This window comes from Caulobacter sp. UNC358MFTsu5.1, from assembly GCF_000712075.1.
Taxonomy (GTDB): Bacteria; Pseudomonadota; Alphaproteobacteria; order Caulobacterales; family Caulobacteraceae; genus Caulobacter.
This window is the reverse complement of the sequence record NZ_JONW01000009.1, coordinates 27,316-47,364: the sequence shown is the minus strand read 5'-3', so window position 1 is coordinate 47,364 and position 20,049 is coordinate 27,316. Positions and strand designations below refer to the sequence as shown.

The window sequence follows — 20,049 nt, the reverse complement described above, 5'->3', positions numbered from 1 at the left end:
ATGGCGCTGTCAGGCATGACCGGCTTCGCCCGCGTCGAGGGCTCGCACGGGGCCTGGTCGTGGGCGGTGGAGGCGCGCAGCGTCAACGGTCGCAACCTCGAGACCCGCTTCCGCGGCCCGCCGGGCTTCGAGGGCCTGGATCGCGCGGCCCGCGACGGCGCTCAGGCCCGCTTCCAGCGCGGCCAGCTGACCGTCAACCTGCAGGCCAAGCGCATCGAGGCCCAGGCCGCGGTGCAGATCAATGTCGAGGCGCTGGAGCGCTATCTGAAGGCCGGCGCGCCCTATGTGGCGACCGGCATGGTCGCCAAGCCCACCTTGGACGGCCTGCTGGCCCTGCGCGGCGTGATCGACGCCCGCGACGAGGACGACGCCGCCGAGGACCGCGCCGAGGTCGAGGCCGCCATGTCCGCCACGATCGCCCACGCCCTGGACGGGCTGAAGGCCGCGCGGCTGGAGGAGGGGGCCGCCCTGGCCCCGATCCTGACCGGCGCCGTCGACCGCATCGAGGCCCTGACCGTCCTGGCCTCGCAGGAGGCCGCCGGCCAGCCGGCCGTGCTCAAGGAGCGCTACGCCCGCAAGCTGACCGAGCTGATCGGCGAGGCCGCCTCGGAGGAGCGCATCGTCCAGGAAGCCGCCGCCATGGCCGTGAAGGCCGACGTGCGCGAGGAGCTGGACCGCCTGGCCAGCCACGTGACCGCCGCCCGCGCCCTGCTGGCCGCCGACGCGGCCGCCGGCCGTCGCCTGGATTTCCTCTCGCAGGAGTTCATGCGCGAGGCCAACACCCTTTGCAGCAAGTCGGCCCTGACCGCCTTGACCGCCCACGGCCTGGATCTGAAGGCCACGATCGAGCAATTCCGGGAACAGGTTCAGAATGTCGAATAACCCGCATGGACGCACGCGCGGCCTGCTGATGATGGTCGTGGCCCCGTCGGGCGTGGGCAAGACCTCGCTGACCCGCCGCCTGGTGGCCGACCACAACGACCTGCACCTGTCGATCAGCGCCACCACCCGCGATCCGCGCCCGGGCGAGCACGACGGCCGCGACTACCACTTCGTCACCCGCGACAAGTTCCAGGTGATGATCCAGGACGACGCCTTCCTGGAATGGGCCGAGGTCTACGGCAACCACTACGGCAGCCCGCGCGGGCCCGTCGTCGAGGCGCTGGAGCGCGGCGAGAGCGTGCTGTTCGACATCGACTTCCAGGGCGCGATGAAGGTCCACGCCCAGCTGCCGGACGACTCGGTGCTGATCTACGTCCTGCCGCCGTCGCTGGCCGAGATGAGCCGCCGCCTGCACGCCCGCAGCCAGGACAGCGAGGAAGTCATCGCCCGCCGCCTGTCGCGCGCCAAGGACGAGGTCGCCGACTGGGAGCGGTTCGACTACGTCATCCTCAACGACGACTTCGACAAGGCCTATTCGGACCTGGCCCACATCTACCACGCCGAACGCCAGAAGCGGGCCCGCAACCCGTGGATCGGCAACCTGGTGGCCGACCTGCTGAAGGAAGAGGTCTAGAGGGCTCGGCAAGCGTTGCCTTAAGTTCGCGCGTGGGTAGCATGCGAACATGAAAGCGCTTCGAACAATGCTCGCCGCCGCCGCGTTCGCCCTGGTCGCAGCCGGGGCCTGGGCGCAGGGCTTCGACTACGACGCCTTCCAGCCGACGACGCTATCGAAGGCCCGGGCCGAATTCGTCGAGGTCGCGAGCCAGCCCATCCCGGGCCGGCCGGGCGCGTTCCTGACCAGCTACTTCAATCAGGGCGGCCAACGTTGGCGGACCCCGGCGACCTATACCGGGCAATCACGTCCCCTCGACGCGGAAGAGCTGAAGTTCATCCGCGATTGGCTGAAGAGCAGCCAGCGCGAGAACCTCGCCGGCATTTTCACCGACAGCTATCTCTTCACCCTGGACGGCGCGGAGTACTGGCTGCCGGTCCAGGCTCCGGTCGCGACGTTTTTCCCGAAGGAACTCAGGGCTGGGGACAAGATCGACCTCTATCTGGTCGAGATCGGCGGTACGCGGCGCGGCGATCGCTGGCTCTGGCTGCCCCTGGTCTCCGAATTCCGGGCGATCGAGGAGGGGCGCTAGCTCGCCGATCAGGCCTCCAGCAACGCCCGCGCCAGGTCCTGGAACCCGGCCACGTCGATCGTCTCGGCCCGGGCGTCGGGATTGATCCCGGCCTTTTCGCACAGCGCCGCGCCGCCCAGGCCCTTGAGGCTGGAGCGCAGCATCTTGCGGCGCTGGCCGAAGGCGGCGGCGGTGATCTTCTCCAGGGCCGCGACCAGGGCCTTGTCGGGCGCCGGCTCCAGCGGGACCAGGCGCACCACGGCCGAGGCCACCTTGGGCGGCGGGGTGAAGGCGCGGGCCGGCAGGTCCATGACCACCTTGGCGCTGCAGACGGTCTGTGACACCACGGCCAGGCGGCCATAGGCGTCGTCATCCGTATCGGCGGCGATGCGGTCGGCGACCTCCTTCTGGAACATCAGGGTCATCGACAGCGGCCGATACGGGCCCGTCAGCCAGTTGATCAGCAGCGGCGTGCCGACATTGTAGGGCAGGTTGGAGACCATGTGGGCCGGGCCGCCGGCGATGGCGGCCATGTCCACCTTCAGGGCGTCGCCCTGGACGATGGTCAGGCGGCCGTCCGCCGCGGCGCCCAGTTCCTCCAGCAGCGGGATGAACCGCTTGTCCATCTCCACCGCCACGACGCGGGCGCCGGTCTCCAGCAGGGCGCGGGTCAGGCCGCCGGGACCGGGGCCGACCTCGATCACCACGTCGCCTTCGCCCACCTCGGACAGGCGGGCGATCTTGCGGGTGATGTTCAGGTCCAGCAGGAAGTGCTGGCCGAAGCTCTTGTTGGCCAGCAGGTCATGCTCGGCGAGAACCTCGCGGAGCGGCGGCAGGTCGGCGAGGCTCATCGGGACTCGAGGGTTCTAGCGGCTCAGATATCTGGAGACTCAGGCGATCGAGCGCCGGTCGGCGATCTCGGCGGCCAGGCGGATGGCGGCGATCAGGCTGTCGGCCCGGGCCAGGCCCCGACCGGCGATGTCGAAACCCGTACCATGATCGGGCGAGGTGCGCACGATCGGCAGGCCCAGGGTGACGTTCACCCCGGCCCAGAAGTCCAGCATCTTGACCGGGATCAGGGCCTGGTCGTGGTACATGCACAGCACCGCGTCGTAGGTGGCGCGGGCCTCGGCGTGGAACAGGGTGTCGGCGGGGGCGGGGCCCTTGACCTGCACGCCCTGCGCGCGAAGGGCCTGGACCGCCGGCTCGATGATCGCCGCCTCCTCGCCGCCCAGCGCGCCGCCTTCGCCGGCGTGGGGGTTCAGGGCCGCCACCGCCAGGCGGGGGACGGCGATGCCGAAGTCCTTGCGCAGGGCCTCGACCGTCACCAGGCCGGCGTTGACGATCGCCTCGACCGACAGGGCGGCGGGCACGGCCGACAACGGGGTGTGGATCGTCACGAGGGTGGCGCGCAGGTCGCGGGCCGCCAGCATCATGATCGGCCCGTGCGGCGGCTGGCGCTCGCCCACATGGGTCAGCTCGGCCAGGAACTCGGTGTGACCCGGAAAGGCGAAGCCGGCGTCGTAGAGCGGGGCCTTGGCGATGGGGGCGGTGACCAGGCCGGCGACGGCGCCGGACAGGGCCAGGCCGGCCCCGGTCTCGATCCAGCGGATCACCTGGGGCGCGTGGGCGCTGGACGGCTGGCCGGCCACGACGGGCGCCTGCAGCGGGATGTCGAGGACGGGTAGGGCCTCGCCGAACACCTTGATCGCCTCGACCGGTCCGGTGACGGGACGGACCTTCACCCCGCCGCCGGCCGAGGCCAGCAGCTGGGCGTCGCCCACCACCATGAACGTCGGCCCTTCGGCGCGCAGGACCGACCAGGCCTTGGCGATGATCTCCGGCCCGATGCCGGCCGGATCGCCCGCGCTCAGGGCAAGGGCGGTCGTCTTCACCGGGTCTCGATGGTCGCCGAGTTGCGCAGGTCTCGCAGGTAACGTTTGGAGATCAGCGCAAGCTGTTGGCCGCGCAGGCGATTTTCGATCTGATCGTGGGTTGGGGCCTGGGCGCCCGACTGGCGCTTGCCGCAGACCGCGATCAGGTGGAGGCCCGCGTCCGTGCGGATCGGGTCGGAGACCTGGCCGACCTTGAGGCTGTTGGCGGCTTCCTGGAAGGCGGGCGCCAGATCGGTGATCTCGGCTTCGCCCAGGTCGCCGGCGACCGCGCCGTCGACCTTGCCGGCCGTGGCTTCCAGGGTCTCGCAGCTGGTGATCTTCGGCTTCAGGTCGACCAGCAGCTTGTTGGCGGCGTCGACCTGGGCCTGGGGTGCGTCCTTGGGCAGGGCCACGGCCACCTGCTTGAGGTCGACCAGGGCCGTCTTCGCGCCCGAGCGCTTGTCGCGCAGATACAGGATGTAGACGCCGTCGCGCACCGGGATCGGGGCCGACAGCTGGCCGGGACGCAGCTGATCCAGCGCCGCGTCGACCTCGGGCGGCATCTCGCCGGGGCTGACCCAACCGGCGTCGCCGCCGTTGGCCGCGGTCGGCGAGGCCGAGAACTGACGGGCCACGGCCGGGAAGGGGGCGCCCTGCTGCATCTGGGAGATCAGCTGCTTGGCGCCGTTCTCGGCCACTTCCATGCCGCCCACGCGCTGGGCGTCGATGAACACTTCGCTGACCTGGTACTGCGGCTTGCTGGCGGCTTCCGCCTGGCGGCGCTCGAAGGCCTTGATCTGGTCGTCGCCGATGCGCAGGCGCGAGCCGTAGCGGCCGCTGATCCAGGCCTGCCAGCTGCTGTCGGCGCGGATCTGCGCCTTCCAGGTGTCGATTCCGACACCTTGGGCGGCCAGCTGCTGGGTCAGCTGGTCGGCCGTCATGTTGTTGCCCTTGGCGATGTCCTGGATCTGCTCCGCGACCTCCTGGTCGGTGGAGATGATCGTGATCTTCTGAGCCTTCTCGACCCGACGCAGTTCCTGCATCTGGACGTGCTCGTCGATCAGCGAGCGCAGGGCTTCCTGCTCCAGCTGGGGCAGGTTCTCCTGGGTCGGCTGCATGCCCGAGGTCACCATCAGCAGGCGCATGCGCTGCATCAGATCGTAGCTGGAGATGATGTCGTCGTTGACGACGGCGGCGACGCTTTCCGACAGCGGGTTGGCGCGCGGCGCGGCGGCCGCGGCGGGGGCGTCCGCCGACGGAGGCGCGGCCTCCTGGGCCTGGACCGCCGAACCAAGGCTCGCCACGGTCAAGGCGAGGATGGAAGCGGTGCAGGCCGCCAGTTTCGTCACGCTACGCGCAGACCGCATCGGTATTGTCGTTCCTCTAGACGCGTCCAAAGGAAGGCGCGCGCTTAATCGCGCGTCCCCCGACGCGGTGACATTCTAATCGCTGTACAGTGTGTCGCCCAATGTGGCGAGCGTTAGGCGCAGGACCACGGATTGATCCGCCCTCAGTTTCAGGCCGGCATTGGACGTCTGGGTGTAGCGATCCTCGTTCTGGTAGATCACATCCAGCCGGATGCAGTCGTCCTTGTAGTAGACGCCCAGGTCCCGCCGGGTCCACGACCACTTGCTGGCGTTGGCCGAAAGACCGAAGGCGCGGGCGTCCTGATAGGCGAGACGTCCGAGGGCGGTCACGCCCCAGTGCTCGCTGACCATGTAGTCGCCGATGAAGTCCAGGTTCTCCTGGCGCAGGCCCGAGGTGTCCTTGTTGTCCTTCAGGTAGCGCAAGGAGGCGAAACCTTTCGCGCCGGAATAGTCGAGGCCGGCCTCGAGGCGGTTGAGCTTGCTGGTGTCGTCGTCGAAACGCGCGCGGGTGAAGGCCGTGACGCCTCGGATCGGGGTGACGGTAGCCGCCACGATCCAGTCGGACGCCTTCTGGTCGAGGCCCGCGCGGGTGGGCATCAGCGGATCGACCTTGGTGCGCAGGCTGCGCCCGACGAGGACGCTGCCGCCGCGGCCGTCGGCGAACTTCACCGTGGCGCGGCCGCCAAGGTTCATGCGCGTGCCGCCTTCGTAGAGGTCGAAGCCGGGCGACTTGTTGACGTCGAACAGGTTGGTTTCGTCGAGCTCGAAGTTGGTGCTGTCTTCGTTGAAGTAGATCGGATTGCCGGCGGGATCGCGCGCCACGACGATCGGCACGCGCGAGCTGTCGGAGCCGGTGGCCAATTGGGCCAGAGGTTCGAGGACGATGCTGCCGCCACCCTTCAGGGGCTTGAAGAAGGGCATGCTCAAGTCAACGCCGGCGACGCCCAGGCCGCGCGAGTAGTTGATGTTGGTCGTCGTGTCGCCCGCGGCCAAGGCGCTGGGCGGCAGGAAGACGTCGCGGACGCGGTAGCTGTCGCCGCGCGCCTGCGCGAAGGGCTCCACGCGCACGCCCGGCCCCACGACGACGCTGGCGCGCCAGTCGCCCTCGATCGTGCCGCGCGCCGAGTCGACGCCGTCCTGGCCTTTGTAGGCCGCGTAGGCGTAGGGCGGCTCACCGAACTGGGATTCCGAACGGGTCAGGACCACGCCCGAGCCCTGGACGCGCAGGCGTCCGCCCAAAACGGGCGACTCCGGCTCCCAGCGCCCTTCCACCAGCGGGCCGATCAGGGGGAAGGCCCCGCTGTTCTCGAACTGGTTCGCCAGGCCGGTGGAGCTGACCTGCACGACGCGCAGCCCCTGGACGGACACCATCGAGGCCGAGAACCAGGACCGGTCCGACTGACGCGTGGCGTAGATCTGCGACATCAGGCGATGGTCGTCGCCCGTGAACATGCCGCGCTGCTGGTAGACGTCGCCGATGTCGTAGTCGTCGAAGATCAGCGCCTGCGAGGCCCGCTCGGCGGTGAAGCCCCACTTCCACTTCTCGTCGATGTCGAACGCGCCCTTGGCCAGGATGTAGCTCTTGGCCGTGGCCTCGCCGAAGCGGTCGCCGTGGTTGTCGAAGTCCTTGTCGTAGGTGGCGCCGACCCGCGCCTCGACGTAGCCCGAGTAGAAGCGCTTGCGGTAAGTCGCGTTCAGGAAAGGATTAACTTTCGTGTTGATTTGGGGACTTACGACCAAATCCTGAGACGGCGAGATCACGAACAGATAGGGCTGCTGGTAGACCAGGCCGCGCTTCTTCGAGACGCCGATCTTGGGCACCAGGAAGCCGGAGCGCCGCTCGGTCTCGGGATCCGGGTGCCAGAACACCGGCAGGTACATCAGGGGCGCGCCCCACATGCGGATCGTCGCGCCGTGGTAGTAGACTAGGTGCTTGGTCTTGTCCTGGACCACCTTGTCGGCCTGGATGCTCCAGGTCGGCTTCGGCTTTTCGGCGCACACCTCGCAGGGCGTGTAGATCGCCTTGTTCAGTTCGGTGATCTGGTCGTTGCGACGCACGGCGCTGTCGGCCGCGATCTTGATGTTCTTGTCCAGGCGGGCCGACACGTGGCGGGCGAAGCCGGCCTTCATGTCCTTGTCCATGGTCATGTCGTCGGCGAACTGGGCGGTGCCGTCGGCGTTGATCAGGGTCACGTGGCCGTGGGCGGTGATCACCTCGCTCTTGGTGTCGTAGACCACCTCGTCGGCGCGCAGGGTGCGCCCCTGGTAGCGGGCCTCGACGTCGCCGCGGGCGATCATCTTCTGATTGGCGTCGTCGCGGATCAGAAGGTCCGATTCCAGGTAGTAGCCGGTGTCGCCCAGGCCGTCGTCCACGGCCGGGGGCGGCGCGGGCGCGGCCGGGATCGTGGCGAGCGACTGCTGCGCCTGCGCCGAGCCGCTCAGGGCGAGCCAGGCCGCACCGGCCAGCAGGACCGCGCGGCTCTTCTCTTTCGCCCCCCAGCGAAGCTCCAACATCAACGACCTCGATCCCGACACAGACTCAACCATCCTCGGTATAGCAAAGCAGAGTCAGACCCGCCAAAAGCGCCACCACCGGCGGCGTCCAGGCGGCCATGACCGGCGTCAGCACGTCGGCCTTGCCCAATGCGCCACACAGCTCGTTAAAGAAGAAGAAACCAAAGCCCAGCGTCACGCCAGCCCCGGCCAGTCCCGCCAGCCCGCCCAGCCGCATCAGCCGCAGCGAGAAGGCGGCCGCCAGCACCGACATCGCCGCGAACAGCAGCGGCGTGGCCAGGACCTGCTGCAGCCGCAGACGGAAGGGGATCGACGAGAAACCCGCCGCTTCCGTGCGCTTGATCGTGTCGGGCAGCCGCCAGACGGCGATGGCCTGCGGGTTGTTGAACCGCTCGGACGCCGTGCGGTCGTCCAGGTCGGACGGCATGGTGTAGGTCTCGGAACGGATCGCGCCGGCGCCCGGCATGGCCACCCGCACCCCCGACAGCTGCCAGAAGCCCGGCTCCAGCCGCGCCTCGTCCGCCTCGATGCGGCGGGAGAACTGCAAGGTGCCGTCCGGCTGCACCGCGTATTCGAACAGCGAGACGCCGCGCAGGCGGACGCTGCCGTCGACCTGATCCCGGGCCCGCGCCCGGATGACCACCTGGGTCTTCTCGTTGCCCTGGCGCAGCCACAACCCCTTGGGCGCGGCCTTCAGGTAGGTCTCCATCAGCGCGTCGCGGGAGGCCTCGAACTGGGCGCTCATCGCCGAGGTCAGCGGGTTGAGCAGGGTCAGGGTCACCAGGCCCATCACGAAGGCGGCGACGGCGGCGGGCATGATGAAGCGCCAGGCCGACACCCCGGCCGCCCGCATGGCGATCAGCTCGCTGCGCCGGTTCAGGCCGACGAAGGCGCCCAGGGTCCCGAACAGGAAGATGAACGGCGTCAGCACCAGGATCGTGGCCGGCGCCTGCAGCACGGTCAGGAACAGCAGCTGGGCGAAGCCCACCTCGGCCCGGGTGCCGACGTTCTTGGAGATGTCGACGAAGGCGATCAGCATGACCAGCACGCTGACGACCGCCAGGGCGGCGGCCAGCCCCCCCAGGGTCTTGCGGAGCACATAGCGCTCGATCATGCCGATGCCGATCATCCGACCCCCAGCGGCTGGAGATCTTCGTGCGCCCCGATCGCGATGTAGCGCTTGACCTTCTGGCGGAAGATCTGGGCCAGCCCCCACCAGATCGCGGCCAGGGGCACCGCGTACTGCAGCGGGTTGAGCCAGAGGTCGTTGTCGCAGGCGGCCTTCACGCCGAAGCCCAGGATCTGGACCATGGCGGCGGCCGCGCCGACCAGGGCGATCCGCTTGCCGTAGCCCATGCGGCTGAACGAACCGCCGATCACCGCCGCCACGGCCATGGACATCATGGCCAGGTTGTAGAGCGGGCTGGCCAGCCGCCAGTGGCCTTCCGACAGCAGCTTCTCGCGGTTCTGCTTCTCCCAGTCCTGGGTGAGGTCGGGGAAGAACAGCTCGTGCGGATAGCGGTCGCCGATCTTGTAGTGCAGCAGCTCGTCGCTTTGGAACAGCGAGCTGAGGTCGAAGGTGTATTCGTCCCAGGACAGGTACTGCAGCACGCCCGCGCTGGAGAACTCCTGGTTGGAGCCCTTGCGCAGGATCAGCACCGGCAGGCCCTTGCGTTCGGCGATGACGCCTTCGCGGGCGGTGTAGGTGACGGCGCCGCCGTTGGCCTTTTCCTGGTGGATGAAAAGGTTGTGGATGATCTGGTCGCGGTCGATCGTCTGGGCGTAGACGGTCAGGCCCGGGCCCGGCTCGGTGAACTCGCCCGGACGCACCAGGGTCGAGGCCAGGTCGGACTTGATGTCGAAGAAGGTCTCGCGAATCGCCCGCGAGCTCCACGGCGCCGCCCACAGGCTCATGACCAGCGAGATCAGGGTCGCGAACACGGCCAGCCGCATGGCCGGCGAGATCACGCGCCAACGGCTCATGCCGCCCGCGAAACAGACCACGATCTCTTGCTCGGTGTGCAGACGATTCAGCGCCACCAGGGTGGCCACGAACAGGGCGATCGGTAGAATCATCGACAGCAGCTGGGGCAGGGCCAGGGCGATGATCTTCAGGAAGACCGTCGCGCTCTGGCGCTGCTCGATCAGGACGTCGAACTCCGACAGGCTGCGCGCCAACAGGGCGAGCGCCACCAGGGCCAGGGTCGCCAACAGCGTCGGGCCCAGCAGCTGGCGGAAAAGATAGCGTTCGATCAGGCGCATCGACGTTGGGGCAGGGGACCGGCTCGAAGGGGGACGACTGGGGCGGGAAAGACGGAGTCGCGCGGCGCGCCCCCAGGACGGGTCCCTTCTACACGGCGTGTTCGCGTGCGCACAACCGCTCAAGTCAGGCGAGAAAGCGGCGTTCGTTGCCATTCGGCGCCCGCCGCGCCGACGAGCCCGACGATTGGTGCTTTTCTTCGGTTCGGGTTTGCGTCAATCCAACGGCTGAAGGTCCCGCCAGGGCTCCATCGGTTTTCAGGAGCGCGCCATGCGTATCGAGTTCGTCACCGCCGACACCCAAGCCGGCGCCAACGCCGCCCTGGCGGTCCTGGCCTACGAGGCCGCCGCCCTGTCGCCGGAGGCCAAGGCCGTCAACGAGGCCACGGGCGGCGCCCTGGCCCGCGCGATCGCCGGCGGGCGCTTCACCGGCGCCAAGGGCCAGACCCTGGACCTGATCGCCCCCGCCGGCCTGGACGCCGCCCGCGTGCTGCTGGTCGGTGTCGACGGCGATGGCGCGGTCGAGCCCGAAACGGTCGAGGTCGCCGCCGGCCACGCCTTCCAGGCGCTGAAGGCCTCGGGCGTCACCGAGCTGGTGTTGAAGCTGGGCGGCGACGCGGAGACGGCGGCCCGCGCCGCCTTCGGCGTCAAGCTGGCGGCCTATCGCTTCGACAAGTACCGCACCACCGAGAAGGCCGAGAAGAAGCCCTCCGTCGGCGTGGTCAAGGTGGCCGCCGCCGATCCGGCCAAGGCCCAGAAGGCGTTCGCCGGCCTGGAAGCCCTGGCCGACGCCGTCCTGTTCAGCCGCGACCTGGTCTCCGAGCCGGCCAACATCCTGCACCCCGAGGAATTCGCCGCCCGCGTGAAGGGCCTCGAAAAGCTCGGTCTCGAGGTCGAGGTCCTGGGCGAGGCCGAGATGGCCAAGCTGGGCATGGGCTCGCTGCTGGGCGTGGGGCAGGGCAGCGTCCGCGAGAGCCAGCTGGTGGTGATCAAGTGGCTGGGCGCCTCCGACAAGTCGGCCCAGCCGGTGGCCTTCGTCGGCAAGGGCGTCTGTTTCGACACCGGCGGCATCTCGATCAAGCCGGCCGACGGCATGGAGGACATGAAGTGGGACATGGGCGGCGCGGCCGCCGTGGCCGGCGTCATGCACGCCCTGGCCGGCCGCAAGGCCAAGGTCAACGCCATCGGGATCCTCGGCCTGGTCGAGAACATGCCCGACGGCAACGCCCAGCGCCCCGGCGACGTGGTCACCTCGATGTCGGGCCAGACCATCGAGGTCATCAACACCGACGCCGAAGGCCGCCTCGTCCTGGCCGACGCCCTCTGGTACTGCCAGGACCGCTTCAAGCCCAAGTTCATGATCGACCTGGCCACCCTGACCGGCGCGATCATCATCTCGCTGGGTAACGACCTGGGCGGTTTGTTCAGCAATAACGACGGCTTGTCGGAAAAACTTCTCGCCGCCGGCAAGGCCGAGCGCGAGCCGCTGTGGCGCCTGCCCATGCCGGCCGCCTACGAGAAGCAGATCGAAAGCCCGATCGCCGACATGAAGAACATCGGCGGTCGCCCGGCCGGTTCGATCACCGCCGCCCTGTTCCTGCAGAAGTTCGTCAACGGCCTGCCGTGGGCCCACCTGGACATCGCCTCGGTGGCCTGGAAGAAGCCCTCGACCGACCCGACCGTCCCGGACGGCGCCGTGGGCTTCGGCGTGCGCCTGCTGAACCGCCTGGTGGCGGACTCCTACGAAGGCTGACCTTGACCGACGCGTCCTGCGACATCTGGTTCTACCACCTCGAGCGCAGCCCCTTGGAAGAGGTGCTGCCCGGGCTGCTGGAGAAGACCCTGGGACGCGGCTGGCGGGCCCTGGTGCGCGGCGGCGACCCCGCCCGCCTGCGCGCCCTGGACGCCCATCTCTGGACGTTCCGCGACGACAGCTTCCTGCCGCACGGCCTGGACGACGAGCCGATGGCCGACCGCCAGCCGGTGCTGCTGACCGACAAGCTGGACAACCCGAACGGCGGTCAGGCGTTGTTCCTGCTCGACGGGGCCGAGCCGGGCGATCTTTCGGCGTTCGAACGCTGCATCCTGCTGTTCGACGGTCGTGACGAGGAGGCCCTGCGCCTGGCGCGGGGTCGGTGGAAGGCCTTCAAGGGCGCGGGGCATCCCGTGTCCTACTGGCGCCAGGGCGCCGAGCGCGGATGGGAGAAGCAGGCATGAAGCGTTTCGCGTTGGGTGGCGTCATCCTGATCCTGGCCGCCTGCTCCAGCGCGCCGCCGCCGCCCGCACCCATGCCGCCGCCGGCCACCCCGACCGCGCCGCCGGCCATCGCGTTGCCCAAGCCGCCCGAGCCCGAGAAGGACCAGTGCGGCCTCAAGGACGCCCAGGCCTTCGTCGGCAAGAACCGCACCGAGCTGCCCGCGCCGGTCGATCCCTCGCGCTGGCGCGTGGCCTGCACCACCTGCCCGGTGACCATGGACTACCGGCCCGACCGGCTGAACATCCTGTTCAACCCGGACACCGGCGTCGTCCAGCAGGTGAAGTGCGGCTAGGACCGCCACGCTTTCAATCAAGGGCCGTTCGCGACGCCAGGCGTGGGGCTAGACCCTAGGGTACGTGGGTGTTTCGCCCGATGGCTCAGCCCCGGGTGAAGTGGCAGCGTGGCCGTTATGGGCTTCGCGTTCCGTCATCTCCTGTGGCTTCCGCTCGCGGCGATCGCGGGCGCATCCCCCGCCTTGGCGGAGATCGATCAGGACATCCTGGCGGTGCGGACCGAGGTCCGCCCGCAATGCCGGGTCCAGGCCGGCGACCTGGACCTGGGCCTCTACCATCCCGACCAGCCCTCGCGGGCCACGTCCTCGATCGAGCTGCAGTGCACGCCGGGCGTGGCCGCGCGGATCGCCCTGAGCGGGGGGCAGACCGGCGACCCGATGAACCGCGCCATGCAGGCCAAGGGCCAGCTGCACTACCAGCTCTACAAGGACGAGGCGCGCACCCAGGTGTTCGCCGATCGCAACAGGACCGAGATGCAGGACCTGAAGACGACGGGGCTGCCGCAGCGCGTCCTGGTCCACGGCGAGGCGCCGGCCGGACAGCCGGTCCCCGAAGGGACCTACGTGGACATCGTCGTCGTCACGGTCACCTATTGAAAGGACATGCCATGCGATCCCTAACCCTGCCGGCGTTCCTGGCCATGGTCCTGAGCATCCTGGGCCTGCTGCTGGGCGCCCGCCAGGCGGCGGCCCAGACCGCCACCGACACCTTCCAGGTCAGGGCCCAGGTCACCAAGACCTGCACGGTCGTGGCCAACGACCTGGACTTCGGCATCTACAATTCCTCGCAGCAGAGCCGCGCCTCGTCCGACATGACGGTGCAGTGCACCCCGCTGACGCCCTTTGCGGTCGAGGTCGGCGCCGGCGGTTCCGGCAACCGCAACGACCGCTGGATGAACGGTCCCGGCGTCAACCGGCTGCGCTACGGTCTCTACAAGGACGGCGGCTACACCCAGCCGATGATGACCACGGGGTCCGACTTCACCGGCCAGTCCGATCCCCAGGGCACCCCGATCCGGTACCAGATCTACGGCCAGATCGTGGCCAACCAGAGCGTTCCGGCCGGTGACTATCTCGACACCGTGACCGTGACCGTCACCTACTGAGGGAGAAGGGCGATGAAGGCATTTTGGGCTGGCGCCGCCGCGGTCGCCCTGTTCGCCTCGACCCTGGCGGCCGCGCCCCCGGCCGCCCTGGCGGGCTCTGTCGAACTGTCGCCGATCACCCTCCAGATGGTGGGCAAGGAGCGCACCACGACCTTGCGGGTCCGCAACACCGAGGCCCAGCCGATCACGCTTCAGCTGCGCGCGGTGGACTGGGATCAGCCGAAGGGCGAAGACGCCTACACCCGGTCCCAGACCCTGGCGGTCAGCCCGCCGGTGTTCACCCTCAAGCCCGGCGAGACCCAGACAGTGCGCGTCGTCGTCGAAGGGGTGGACGCGGTCAAAACCGAGAAGGCCTATCGCCTGATCCTGGACCAGATCCCGGAGAGCCACCTCAAGGGCGACGCGGGGGTCGTCGTGCCGATCCGGGTGCTGCTGCCGGTGTTCCTCACCCCGTCGGCCAGCTCGCGGCCCAAGCTGTCCTGGTCGCTCAGCGCCTCGCCATCGGGCGGCGTGCTGACCGCGAAGAACACCGGCGACGCCCGCGAACGGCTGGTCGGCCTGAAGGTGACCAGCGGCGCGACGGAGATCTCGAACGAGCAGGGCCTGAGCGGCTACGTCCTGGCCGGCTCCAGCCGGACCTGGCCCTTGAGCGGGGCGGGGGCGGGGACGGCCAAGGTCTCGGTCACCGGAGAGGGTCTCTTCGAGCCGATCAAGGCCGACGTCTCGCCCTAAGCCGCACCGATGGGATCGTGGCGGCGCGGGGCCTTGGCGATGAGCTTGTGGGCGGTCGCCGCCGTCGCTGGGCGGGCCCAGGTTCCGCCCCAGCTTCCGCCGACCTCGGCGATCCCGGAGGCGACGATCGATCCCACCGCGCCGATGACCTACTATCTCGACGTGCGGATCAACGACTGGCCCGTGCGGCTGGTGGCCAGGTTCCGGGACGAGAAAGGCCGTCTTTCCCTGCCCGCCGACCAGTTCGAAGGCCTGGGCTTCCGCCTCGACGAGGCCTGGGTGACCCGGGAGGGCGAGGCGCGGCGGGTCTATCTCGACAAGGTTCCCAACCTGTCCTGGCGGGTCGATTCCAAGGCCCAGACCATCGCGATCGCCGCGCCGTTCGAGATCCTGTCGCCCGAACAGCTCGCTGTCGCGCCCGCCCCCCAGCACGTCCAGGCGCAATCGGGACGCGGCGCGCTTCTCAGCTACGACCTGTACGGCGAATGGGCCGCCAAGCCCAACGAGGGCAGCTATGGCCGCAGCCTGAGCTCGGCCCTGGAGGCGCGCCTGTTCTCCTCGCGCTACACCCTGGTCTCGACGGGCGCCGTCAGCTGGTCGGAAGCCGCCGCCCAGGCCATCCGCTACGAAAGCTACCTGGCCTTCGACGACCAGGACCGGGCGCGCACCCTGCGGATCGGCGACGGCACAAGCCGCGCCCTGAACTGGAGCCGGAACCTGCGTTTCGGCGGCGTCCAGTATCAGCGCAACTACAGCCTCCGCCCGGACCTCGTCATGACGCCGCTGCCGGAGTTCACCAGCGGCGTGACGACGCCGTCGACGCTGGACCTCTACATCAACGGCGTGAAGCGCTATTCCGGCAACGTGCGGCCGGGCGCCTTCCAGCTGGGCCAGCTGCCGGTCCTGACCGGCGCCAACAGCGTCACGGTCGTCGTCACGGACGTCGACGGGCGCGAGCGCGCCGTGAACCTTCCGTTCTACATGAACACCCAGATGCTGGGGCGGGGGATCACCGACTTCAGCTTCGAGGCCGGAGCGGTGCGCGAGGACTTCGGCATCGCGAGCGGACACTACGGCCAGACCTTCGCCTCGGGCGTCTGGCGACGGGGCCTGTCCGACGCCCTCACCCTGGAGCTCCACGGCGAGGCCGCCAAGGGGCTGGCCATGGGCGGCCTTTCGTTCGGCGGAGCCGTGCGGGACCTGTTCGCGGTCGGCGGATCGTTCGCGGTCAGCCACAGCCCGGACGGCGACGGGACCCTGTGGGCCATCGGCTTCGACCGCACGACGCCCAGGTTCAGCTTCATCGGCCGCCACGAAGAGGCCTCGGCCGGCTTCAAGGACATCGCCGCCGTCGCGGACGAACCGCACACGCGCAAGCGCGACAGCGCGGCCATCGGCCTGACCCTGGGCAGGAGCGGGACGCTCAACGTCGCCTATGTCTCCGAGACCCGGGCCGACGGCGTGAAGACGCCCGTGGCCACCGCCAGCTACTCCGCCGACCTGTTCCATCGCCGCGCCCGCCTGATGGTCACCGGCTACGGCGTCCTCGACGAGCACGACCAGTGGGGCGTCGGGGTGACCCTGTCTGTGCCCCTGGGCCAGCGGGGCCTGCTCACCGCCGGCGCGCACGAGCGGCCGGAAGGCCGGTCCTATGAACTGGAGGCGCGGGGCACGACGATGGACGACCGCCTGATCTGGCAGGTGCGCGACGTGGAGGGGCCGGCCCCGAACCGGTCGGCGGAGCTGCGCTGGGACGGCTCGACCCTCGACGGCCAGGTGCGGGTCCGCAACGACGAGGTCACCACCACCCTGCAGGTCGAGGCGGCCCAGTCCCTGGTGCTGTTCGACGGCCGCGTGTTCGTGGCCGATCGGGTCGACGACGCGTTCGCGGTCGTGCGGGTGGGGAAGAACGCCGGCGTCGAGGTGTTCCGCGAGAACCAGCCGGTCGGCCGCACCGACGCGAGCGGCCGGCTGTTCGTGAACCATCTGCGCGCCTACGAGAGCAACGGCCTGTCGATCGATCCCGCCGGCCTGCCGCTGGACGCGGTCCCGGAGACCACCAGCAAGACGGTCGCGCCCCGCCGCGGCGCCGGCGCGCCGTTGGTCTTCGAGGTCGTCGAGGAACGCTCGGCCCTGGTGACCCTGATGACCAAGAGCGGATCCGCGCCGCCGGCCGGCGCCGAGGTCTATCTGGGCGACCGCATGTTCCCCCTGGGCTACGGCGGCGAGGTCTACTTGCGGGGGCTGGCGGTCGGGCGCAACGTGATCCGGGTGCTGTGGCGCGAGCACGATTGCGAGGTGGTCGTCACGGTTCCGGATCAGCCGGGCGAGATCGTCAAGCTGGGACCCTACACATGCGCGCCTTGATCGCCCGAACAGCGTCCGCCGCAGCCGTGGTCCTGGCGCTTGGCCCCGTCCTGGTCCCGGGGTCCGCCGCCGCCCAGTCCCACGCCGGAGCCTGCAACATCACGGTCCTGGAGCTGTCGTTCGGCGAATACGACGTCTTCGCCTCCAACCGGACGCGGGCCGTCGCGCGGGTGAAGGTGGACTGCGGGGGAGCGAGCACCAAAATCCGGCCGACGATCGAGCTCAGCGCCGGCATGTCGCAGGATTTCGGCCGCCGGACCCAGGTCTCGGGCGCCAATGTGCTGGTCTACAACATCTACGCCGACCAGGCCCTGACCCGGATCGTCGGCGACGGCTCGTCCGGAACGACCGTCCTGTTCCCCGAGCTTGCCGGCGGCCCGGGCGGGAGCGTCAGCAGCGTCGACCTGTACGGCGCGATCGAGCCGCGACAGTTCGTACCACCGGGTTCATACTTCGACACCGTATACGTGACGTTGACCTTCTAGGAGGTTGGATGAGCCATGATCTCGGTTCTCGTCTCCGTCCTCGCCGTCGCCGCCGTCGCCGGCTCCGGCGCCCAGCCTTCCAGGCCCGCCGCGGCTTCTGGCTTGATCGGCACAGGCCAGATGACCGTGCGGGCGAAGGTCGTCGATCGCTGCACGGTCGGTCCCGGCGGCGCGGTCTGCCAGGGCGGCGCGACAGTCAGGCCGCTGCCCGTCGACCAGCCCACGACCGTGCGGGTCGACATCGTCTTCTGACGATCTAGACAACGTTGTCATCGACGACCTAAAGTGGCCTGACCAGTTCGCCCGCGAGAGGCGACGTCGGGAGGTCCGTCCAGATGAAAGCCTTGTTCGCCGCCGCGGCTTCGCTCGCGCTCCTGTCCGCCCTGGGGTCGAGCGGGCCGGCCCTGGCCGACGGCTACCTCCGGGCCAAGGACAAGCGGATCGTCGACGAGACCGGCCGGCCGGTGATCCTGCGCGGCATGGGCCTGGGCGGCTGGATGCTGCAGGAGGGCTACATGCTGCGCCTGGGCGACCTGGGCCGAGGCCAGGAGCACGTGATCCGCGCCGAGACCGCCAAGCTGGTCGGCCCGCAGCGCGAGGCCGCCATCCACCAGGCTTGGCTCGACAACCACACCACCAAGGCCGACATCGACGCCATGGCCGCCATGGGCTTCAACTCGGTGCGCCTGCCCATGCACTACGGCCTGCTGACCCTGGCCGCCGACCAGGAGCCGGTCCCCGGCCAGGACACCTGGAAGGAGGACGGCTTCAAGCGGATCGACGACCTGCTGGCCTGGACCAAGGCCAACGGCATGTACCTGATCCTGGACCTGCACGCCGCGCCGGGCGGGCAGGGCAACGACCTGCCGATCGCCGACCGCGATCCCGCCAAGCCCTCGCTGTGGCAGAGCCCCGAAAACCGCCGCAAGGTGGTGGCCCTCTGGCGCAAGCTGGCCGCCCGCTACAAGGACGAGCCGGCGATCGGGGCCTACGACCTGCTGAACGAACCCAACTGGGACTTCGACGGTCAGTATGGTCCAGGAGGGGGAGGCGACCACGGCTGCAAGGACGAGAAGCAGACGGCCCTGTGGGACTACTACAAGGAACTGACGGCGGCGGTCCGCGAGATCGACAAGCGCCACATGATCATCCTCGAGGGCAACTGCTGGGGCAATAACTACAAGGGCCTGCCCGCCGTTTGGGACAACAACATGGCCCTGTCGTTCCACAAATACTGGAACGTCAATGACGAGGCCTCGATCGCCACGGTCCTGAAGCTGCGCGAGGACACGGGCCTGCCGCTGTGGCTGGGCGAGAGCGGCGAGAACTCCAACGCCTGGTTCCGCGACGCCATCGCCCTGGTCGAGAAGCACGAGATCGGTTGGGCCTTCTGGCCGCTGAAGAAGATCGGCTTCAACCAGCCGCTCGAAGTGACGCCCAATCCCGGCTACGCCAAGCTGGTCGACTACTGGACCAAGGAGGGCCCCCAGCCGACCGCCGACGAGGCCTATGCGGCCCTGATGACCCTGGCGTCCAAGGATGTCCGGTTCGAGAACAACATCCGCCACGACGACGTGGTCGACGCCATGATCCGCCAGCCGCACGACGAGACGACGCGGCCGTTCAAGGATCACCGGATCGGCGCCAAGGGCGAGACCTTCGCGGCCGTCGACTACGACCTGGGCGCCCTGGGCCAGGCCTATGCGGACAAGGACACGGCCAACTACCACGTCTCGACCGGCGGCCAGCGCACGTCGTGGAACAACGGCCGCACCTATCGCAACGACGGCGTCGACATCGCCCGCGAGGCCGACGGGACGCCGTATGTCGAGGACTTCGTCGACGGCGAGTGGCTGAAGTACACGGTCGTGGTCGACAAGGCGGGGACCTACGACCTGGCCGTCTCGGCGCGCGGCGAGGGCGGCAAGCTTTCGGCCGCGGTCAACGGCGAGGCGGCGGGGGCGACGGTCACGACGCCCGCAGCGTGGACGACGGTTCGCCTATTGAAGGTGAACTTGCTGGCGGGCCGGAACACCGTGGTGTTGCGTGCGAACGGCGCGGCGGGGCAGGTTCGAAACCTGTCCCTCAAACCCCACTAACACCGCTCATCCCGGCGAATGCCGGGACCCAGATGGAATGGCTTTGAGGCTGACGCCAAAAGCGCTGAAGCCATCCAATCATCCACCCAGCCATAGGATCTGGGTCCCGGTGTTCGCCGGGATGAGCGGATGGAATAAAGGAAGCCCTAGCGCGTTCCCACGCCCGGATAGAGCGCCGGTTCGCCGTCGAAGACACCCAGATAGCCCAGCTCGCCCAGCAGCGGGGTCATGGTGTCGGCGTAGTCGTCGGCGTGCTTGAGCAGGGGCGCCGGACGGCCGGTCTGGTCCTGCAGCCGGTAGACGGTCCACATCTTGCCGCGCGGGGCCGGGGCGCCGGGCTGCAGGTAGCGATGCTCCCAGCCGACCAGGGCCGGGCTGCGACCGACCTCGACGTCGAACGGGCGATCGCGGAAGGCCAGGTCCATGTCCAGGCGCATGGCGTCGGCCAGACGCTGGTCCAGCCATTCGCCAAAGGCCGCCAGCACCGAGGTGGCCGACAGGCCTTCGGGATTGGCGACGATGTGGTTTCGGGACGCGGTTCCTGAACTCATGCGAGCAGGAATACGCCTGGGGTCTCTCGTTTTGGCTAAGAGACGTGGTTCACGGCGATTAACCAAGGGTTGTGCAGAAA

At 69.2% G+C, this 20,049-nt stretch carries 20 protein-coding genes; 13 read left to right on the top strand and 7 right to left on the bottom strand.

Annotation, left to right across the window (positions count from 1 at the left end):
- The 3 genes from BR39_RS0117615 to BR39_RS0117605 all read left to right on the top strand — a co-directional run bounded on the left by BR39_RS0117615 (position 1) and on the right by BR39_RS0117605 (position 2,087).
- Complete coding sequence (locus tag BR39_RS0117615; RefSeq protein WP_029914624.1) at positions 1-882, top strand: YicC/YloC family endoribonuclease; 882 nt, start codon at positions 1-3, stop codon at positions 880-882.
- On the top strand, positions 872-1,516 hold the full coding sequence (gene gmk / locus BR39_RS0117610; protein ID WP_029914622.1) for a guanylate kinase: 645 nt from the start codon (positions 872-874) through the stop codon (positions 1,514-1,516). Before BR39_RS0117615 ends, gmk begins: the two co-directional genes overlap by 11 nt.
- 67 nt (positions 1,517-1,583) lie before the next feature.
- The gene (locus BR39_RS0117605; RefSeq protein WP_029914619.1) at positions 1,584-2,087 is read left to right on the top strand and encodes a hypothetical protein; all 504 of its coding nucleotides are present in this window, start codon (positions 1,584-1,586) and stop codon (positions 2,085-2,087) included.
- 8 nt (positions 2,088-2,095) lie between these two features.
- Here the strand turns inward: BR39_RS0117605 and rsmA are convergent, their stop codons facing one another.
- From rsmA to lptF, 6 genes are all read right to left on the bottom strand, one after another.
- Positions 2,096-2,917 (bottom strand): 16S rRNA (adenine(1518)-N(6)/adenine(1519)-N(6))-dimethyltransferase RsmA, encoded by an 822-nt coding sequence (gene rsmA, locus BR39_RS0117600; protein WP_029914618.1) that lies wholly within the window; start codon positions 2,915-2,917, stop codon positions 2,096-2,098.
- A gap of 39 nt (positions 2,918-2,956) precedes the next feature.
- A complete protein-coding gene (gene pdxA, locus BR39_RS0117595) occupies positions 2,957-3,961 on the bottom strand; it encodes a 4-hydroxythreonine-4-phosphate dehydrogenase PdxA (RefSeq protein ID WP_029914616.1) in 1,005 nt (334 codons plus the stop codon).
- Positions 3,958-5,307: a peptidylprolyl isomerase gene (locus BR39_RS0117590; RefSeq protein WP_029914613.1), complete on the bottom strand. Its 1,350-nt coding sequence runs from the start codon at positions 5,305-5,307 to the stop codon at positions 3,958-3,960. Before BR39_RS0117590 ends, pdxA begins: the two co-directional genes overlap by 4 nt.
- 75 nt (positions 5,308-5,382) lie before the next feature.
- Positions 5,383-7,821: an LPS-assembly protein LptD gene (locus BR39_RS0117585; RefSeq protein WP_156035821.1), complete on the bottom strand. Its 2,439-nt coding sequence runs from the start codon at positions 7,819-7,821 to the stop codon at positions 5,383-5,385.
- Between the two features lie 25 nt (positions 7,822-7,846).
- On the bottom strand, positions 7,847-8,950 hold the full coding sequence (gene lptG, locus BR39_RS0117580) for an LPS export ABC transporter permease LptG (protein ID WP_029914609.1): 1,104 nt from the start codon (positions 8,948-8,950) through the stop codon (positions 7,847-7,849).
- The gene (lptF, locus tag BR39_RS0117575) at positions 8,947-10,083 is read right to left on the bottom strand and encodes an LPS export ABC transporter permease LptF (RefSeq protein ID WP_029914608.1); all 1,137 of its coding nucleotides are present in this window, start codon (positions 10,081-10,083) and stop codon (positions 8,947-8,949) included. Before lptF ends, lptG begins: the two co-directional genes overlap by 4 nt.
- A 268-nt stretch (positions 10,084-10,351) precedes the next feature.
- Here lptF and BR39_RS0117570 point away from each other — a divergent pair, with 268 nt between their 5' ends.
- The 10 genes from BR39_RS0117570 (at position 10,352) to BR39_RS0117525 (ending at position 19,418) form a co-directional block, all read left to right on the top strand.
- Positions 10,352-11,833 carry a leucyl aminopeptidase gene (locus BR39_RS0117570; protein ID WP_029914606.1) on the top strand — a complete coding sequence of 494 codons (1,482 nt, stop codon included), beginning with the start codon at positions 10,352-10,354 and terminating at the stop codon, positions 11,831-11,833.
- A gap of 2 nt (positions 11,834-11,835) precedes the next feature.
- Positions 11,836-12,297 (top strand): DNA polymerase III subunit chi, encoded by a 462-nt coding sequence (locus BR39_RS0117565; RefSeq protein WP_029914603.1) that lies wholly within the window; start codon positions 11,836-11,838, stop codon positions 12,295-12,297.
- Complete coding sequence (locus BR39_RS0117560; protein WP_029914601.1) at positions 12,294-12,629, top strand: peptidase inhibitor; 336 nt, start codon at positions 12,294-12,296, stop codon at positions 12,627-12,629. The genes BR39_RS0117565 and BR39_RS0117560 overlap by 4 nt, the downstream gene beginning before the upstream one ends.
- Positions 12,630-12,812: 183 nt before the next feature.
- Positions 12,813-13,226: a spore coat U domain-containing protein gene (locus tag BR39_RS25880; protein WP_197026726.1), complete on the top strand. Its 414-nt coding sequence runs from the start codon at positions 12,813-12,815 to the stop codon at positions 13,224-13,226.
- A gap of 11 nt (positions 13,227-13,237) precedes the next feature.
- Complete coding sequence (locus BR39_RS0117550; RefSeq protein ID WP_051695873.1) at positions 13,238-13,735, top strand: spore coat U domain-containing protein; 498 nt, start codon at positions 13,238-13,240, stop codon at positions 13,733-13,735.
- 12 nt (positions 13,736-13,747) lie between these two features.
- Complete coding sequence (locus tag BR39_RS0117545) at positions 13,748-14,467, top strand: molecular chaperone (protein WP_029914595.1); 720 nt, start codon at positions 13,748-13,750, stop codon at positions 14,465-14,467.
- Between the two features lie 39 nt (positions 14,468-14,506).
- Complete coding sequence (locus tag BR39_RS0117540) at positions 14,507-16,834, top strand: fimbria/pilus outer membrane usher protein (protein ID WP_197026725.1); 2,328 nt, start codon at positions 14,507-14,509, stop codon at positions 16,832-16,834.
- Positions 16,822-17,319: a spore coat protein U domain-containing protein gene (locus BR39_RS25875; protein ID WP_081916876.1), complete on the top strand. Its 498-nt coding sequence runs from the start codon at positions 16,822-16,824 to the stop codon at positions 17,317-17,319. Before BR39_RS0117540 ends, BR39_RS25875 begins: the two co-directional genes overlap by 13 nt.
- Positions 17,320-17,334: 15 nt before the next feature.
- The gene (locus tag BR39_RS0117530) at positions 17,335-17,571 is read left to right on the top strand and encodes a hypothetical protein (protein WP_029914589.1); all 237 of its coding nucleotides are present in this window, start codon (positions 17,335-17,337) and stop codon (positions 17,569-17,571) included.
- A gap of 83 nt (positions 17,572-17,654) precedes the next feature.
- On the top strand, positions 17,655-19,418 hold the full coding sequence (locus BR39_RS0117525) for a cellulase family glycosylhydrolase (protein ID WP_029914587.1): 1,764 nt from the start codon (positions 17,655-17,657) through the stop codon (positions 19,416-19,418).
- A gap of 146 nt (positions 19,419-19,564) precedes the next feature.
- On the opposite strand, the gene BR39_RS0117520 is transcribed toward BR39_RS0117525, so the two are convergent.
- The gene (locus BR39_RS0117520; RefSeq protein ID WP_029914585.1) at positions 19,565-19,969 is read right to left on the bottom strand and encodes a hypothetical protein; all 405 of its coding nucleotides are present in this window, start codon (positions 19,967-19,969) and stop codon (positions 19,565-19,567) included.
- Between the last annotated feature and the right edge of the window lie 80 nt (positions 19,970-20,049).

Bases quoted from the DNA above. Each gene is read 5' to 3' on its own strand.
- BR39_RS0117615 (WP_029914624.1), top strand. From the start codon at position 1: ATGGCGCTGTCAGGCATGACCGGCTTCGCCCGCGTCGAGGGCTCGCAC.
- gmk (WP_029914622.1), top strand. From the start codon at position 872: ATGTCGAATAACCCGCATGGACGCACGCGCGGCCTGCTGATGATGGTC.
- BR39_RS0117605 (WP_029914619.1), top strand. From the start codon at position 1,584: ATGCTCGCCGCCGCCGCGTTCGCCCTGGTCGCAGCCGGGGCCTGGGCG.
- rsmA (WP_029914618.1), bottom strand. From the start codon at position 2,917: ATGAGCCTCGCCGACCTGCCGCCGCTCCGCGAGGTTCTCGCCGAGCAT.
- BR39_RS0117590 (WP_029914613.1), bottom strand. From the start codon at position 5,307: ATGCGGTCTGCGCGTAGCGTGACGAAACTGGCGGCCTGCACCGCTTCC.
- BR39_RS0117585 (WP_156035821.1), bottom strand. From the start codon at position 7,821: ATGTTGGAGCTTCGCTGGGGGGCGAAAGAGAAGAGCCGCGCGGTCCTG.
- lptG (WP_029914609.1), bottom strand. From the start codon at position 8,950: ATGATCGGCATCGGCATGATCGAGCGCTATGTGCTCCGCAAGACCCTG.
- lptF (WP_029914608.1), bottom strand. From the start codon at position 10,083: ATGCGCCTGATCGAACGCTATCTTTTCCGCCAGCTGCTGGGCCCGACG.
- BR39_RS0117570 (WP_029914606.1), top strand. From the start codon at position 10,352: ATGCGTATCGAGTTCGTCACCGCCGACACCCAAGCCGGCGCCAACGCC.
- BR39_RS0117560 (WP_029914601.1), top strand. From the start codon at position 12,294: ATGAAGCGTTTCGCGTTGGGTGGCGTCATCCTGATCCTGGCCGCCTGC.
- BR39_RS0117550 (WP_051695873.1), top strand. From the start codon at position 13,238: ATGCGATCCCTAACCCTGCCGGCGTTCCTGGCCATGGTCCTGAGCATC.
- BR39_RS0117545 (WP_029914595.1), top strand. From the start codon at position 13,748: ATGAAGGCATTTTGGGCTGGCGCCGCCGCGGTCGCCCTGTTCGCCTCG.
- BR39_RS0117540 (WP_197026725.1), top strand. From the start codon at position 14,507: ATGAGCTTGTGGGCGGTCGCCGCCGTCGCTGGGCGGGCCCAGGTTCCG.
- BR39_RS25875 (WP_081916876.1), top strand. From the start codon at position 16,822: ATGCGCGCCTTGATCGCCCGAACAGCGTCCGCCGCAGCCGTGGTCCTG.
- BR39_RS0117530 (WP_029914589.1), top strand. From the start codon at position 17,335: ATGATCTCGGTTCTCGTCTCCGTCCTCGCCGTCGCCGCCGTCGCCGGC.
- BR39_RS0117525 (WP_029914587.1), top strand. From the start codon at position 17,655: ATGAAAGCCTTGTTCGCCGCCGCGGCTTCGCTCGCGCTCCTGTCCGCC.
- BR39_RS0117520 (WP_029914585.1), bottom strand. From the start codon at position 19,969: ATGAGTTCAGGAACCGCGTCCCGAAACCACATCGTCGCCAATCCCGAA.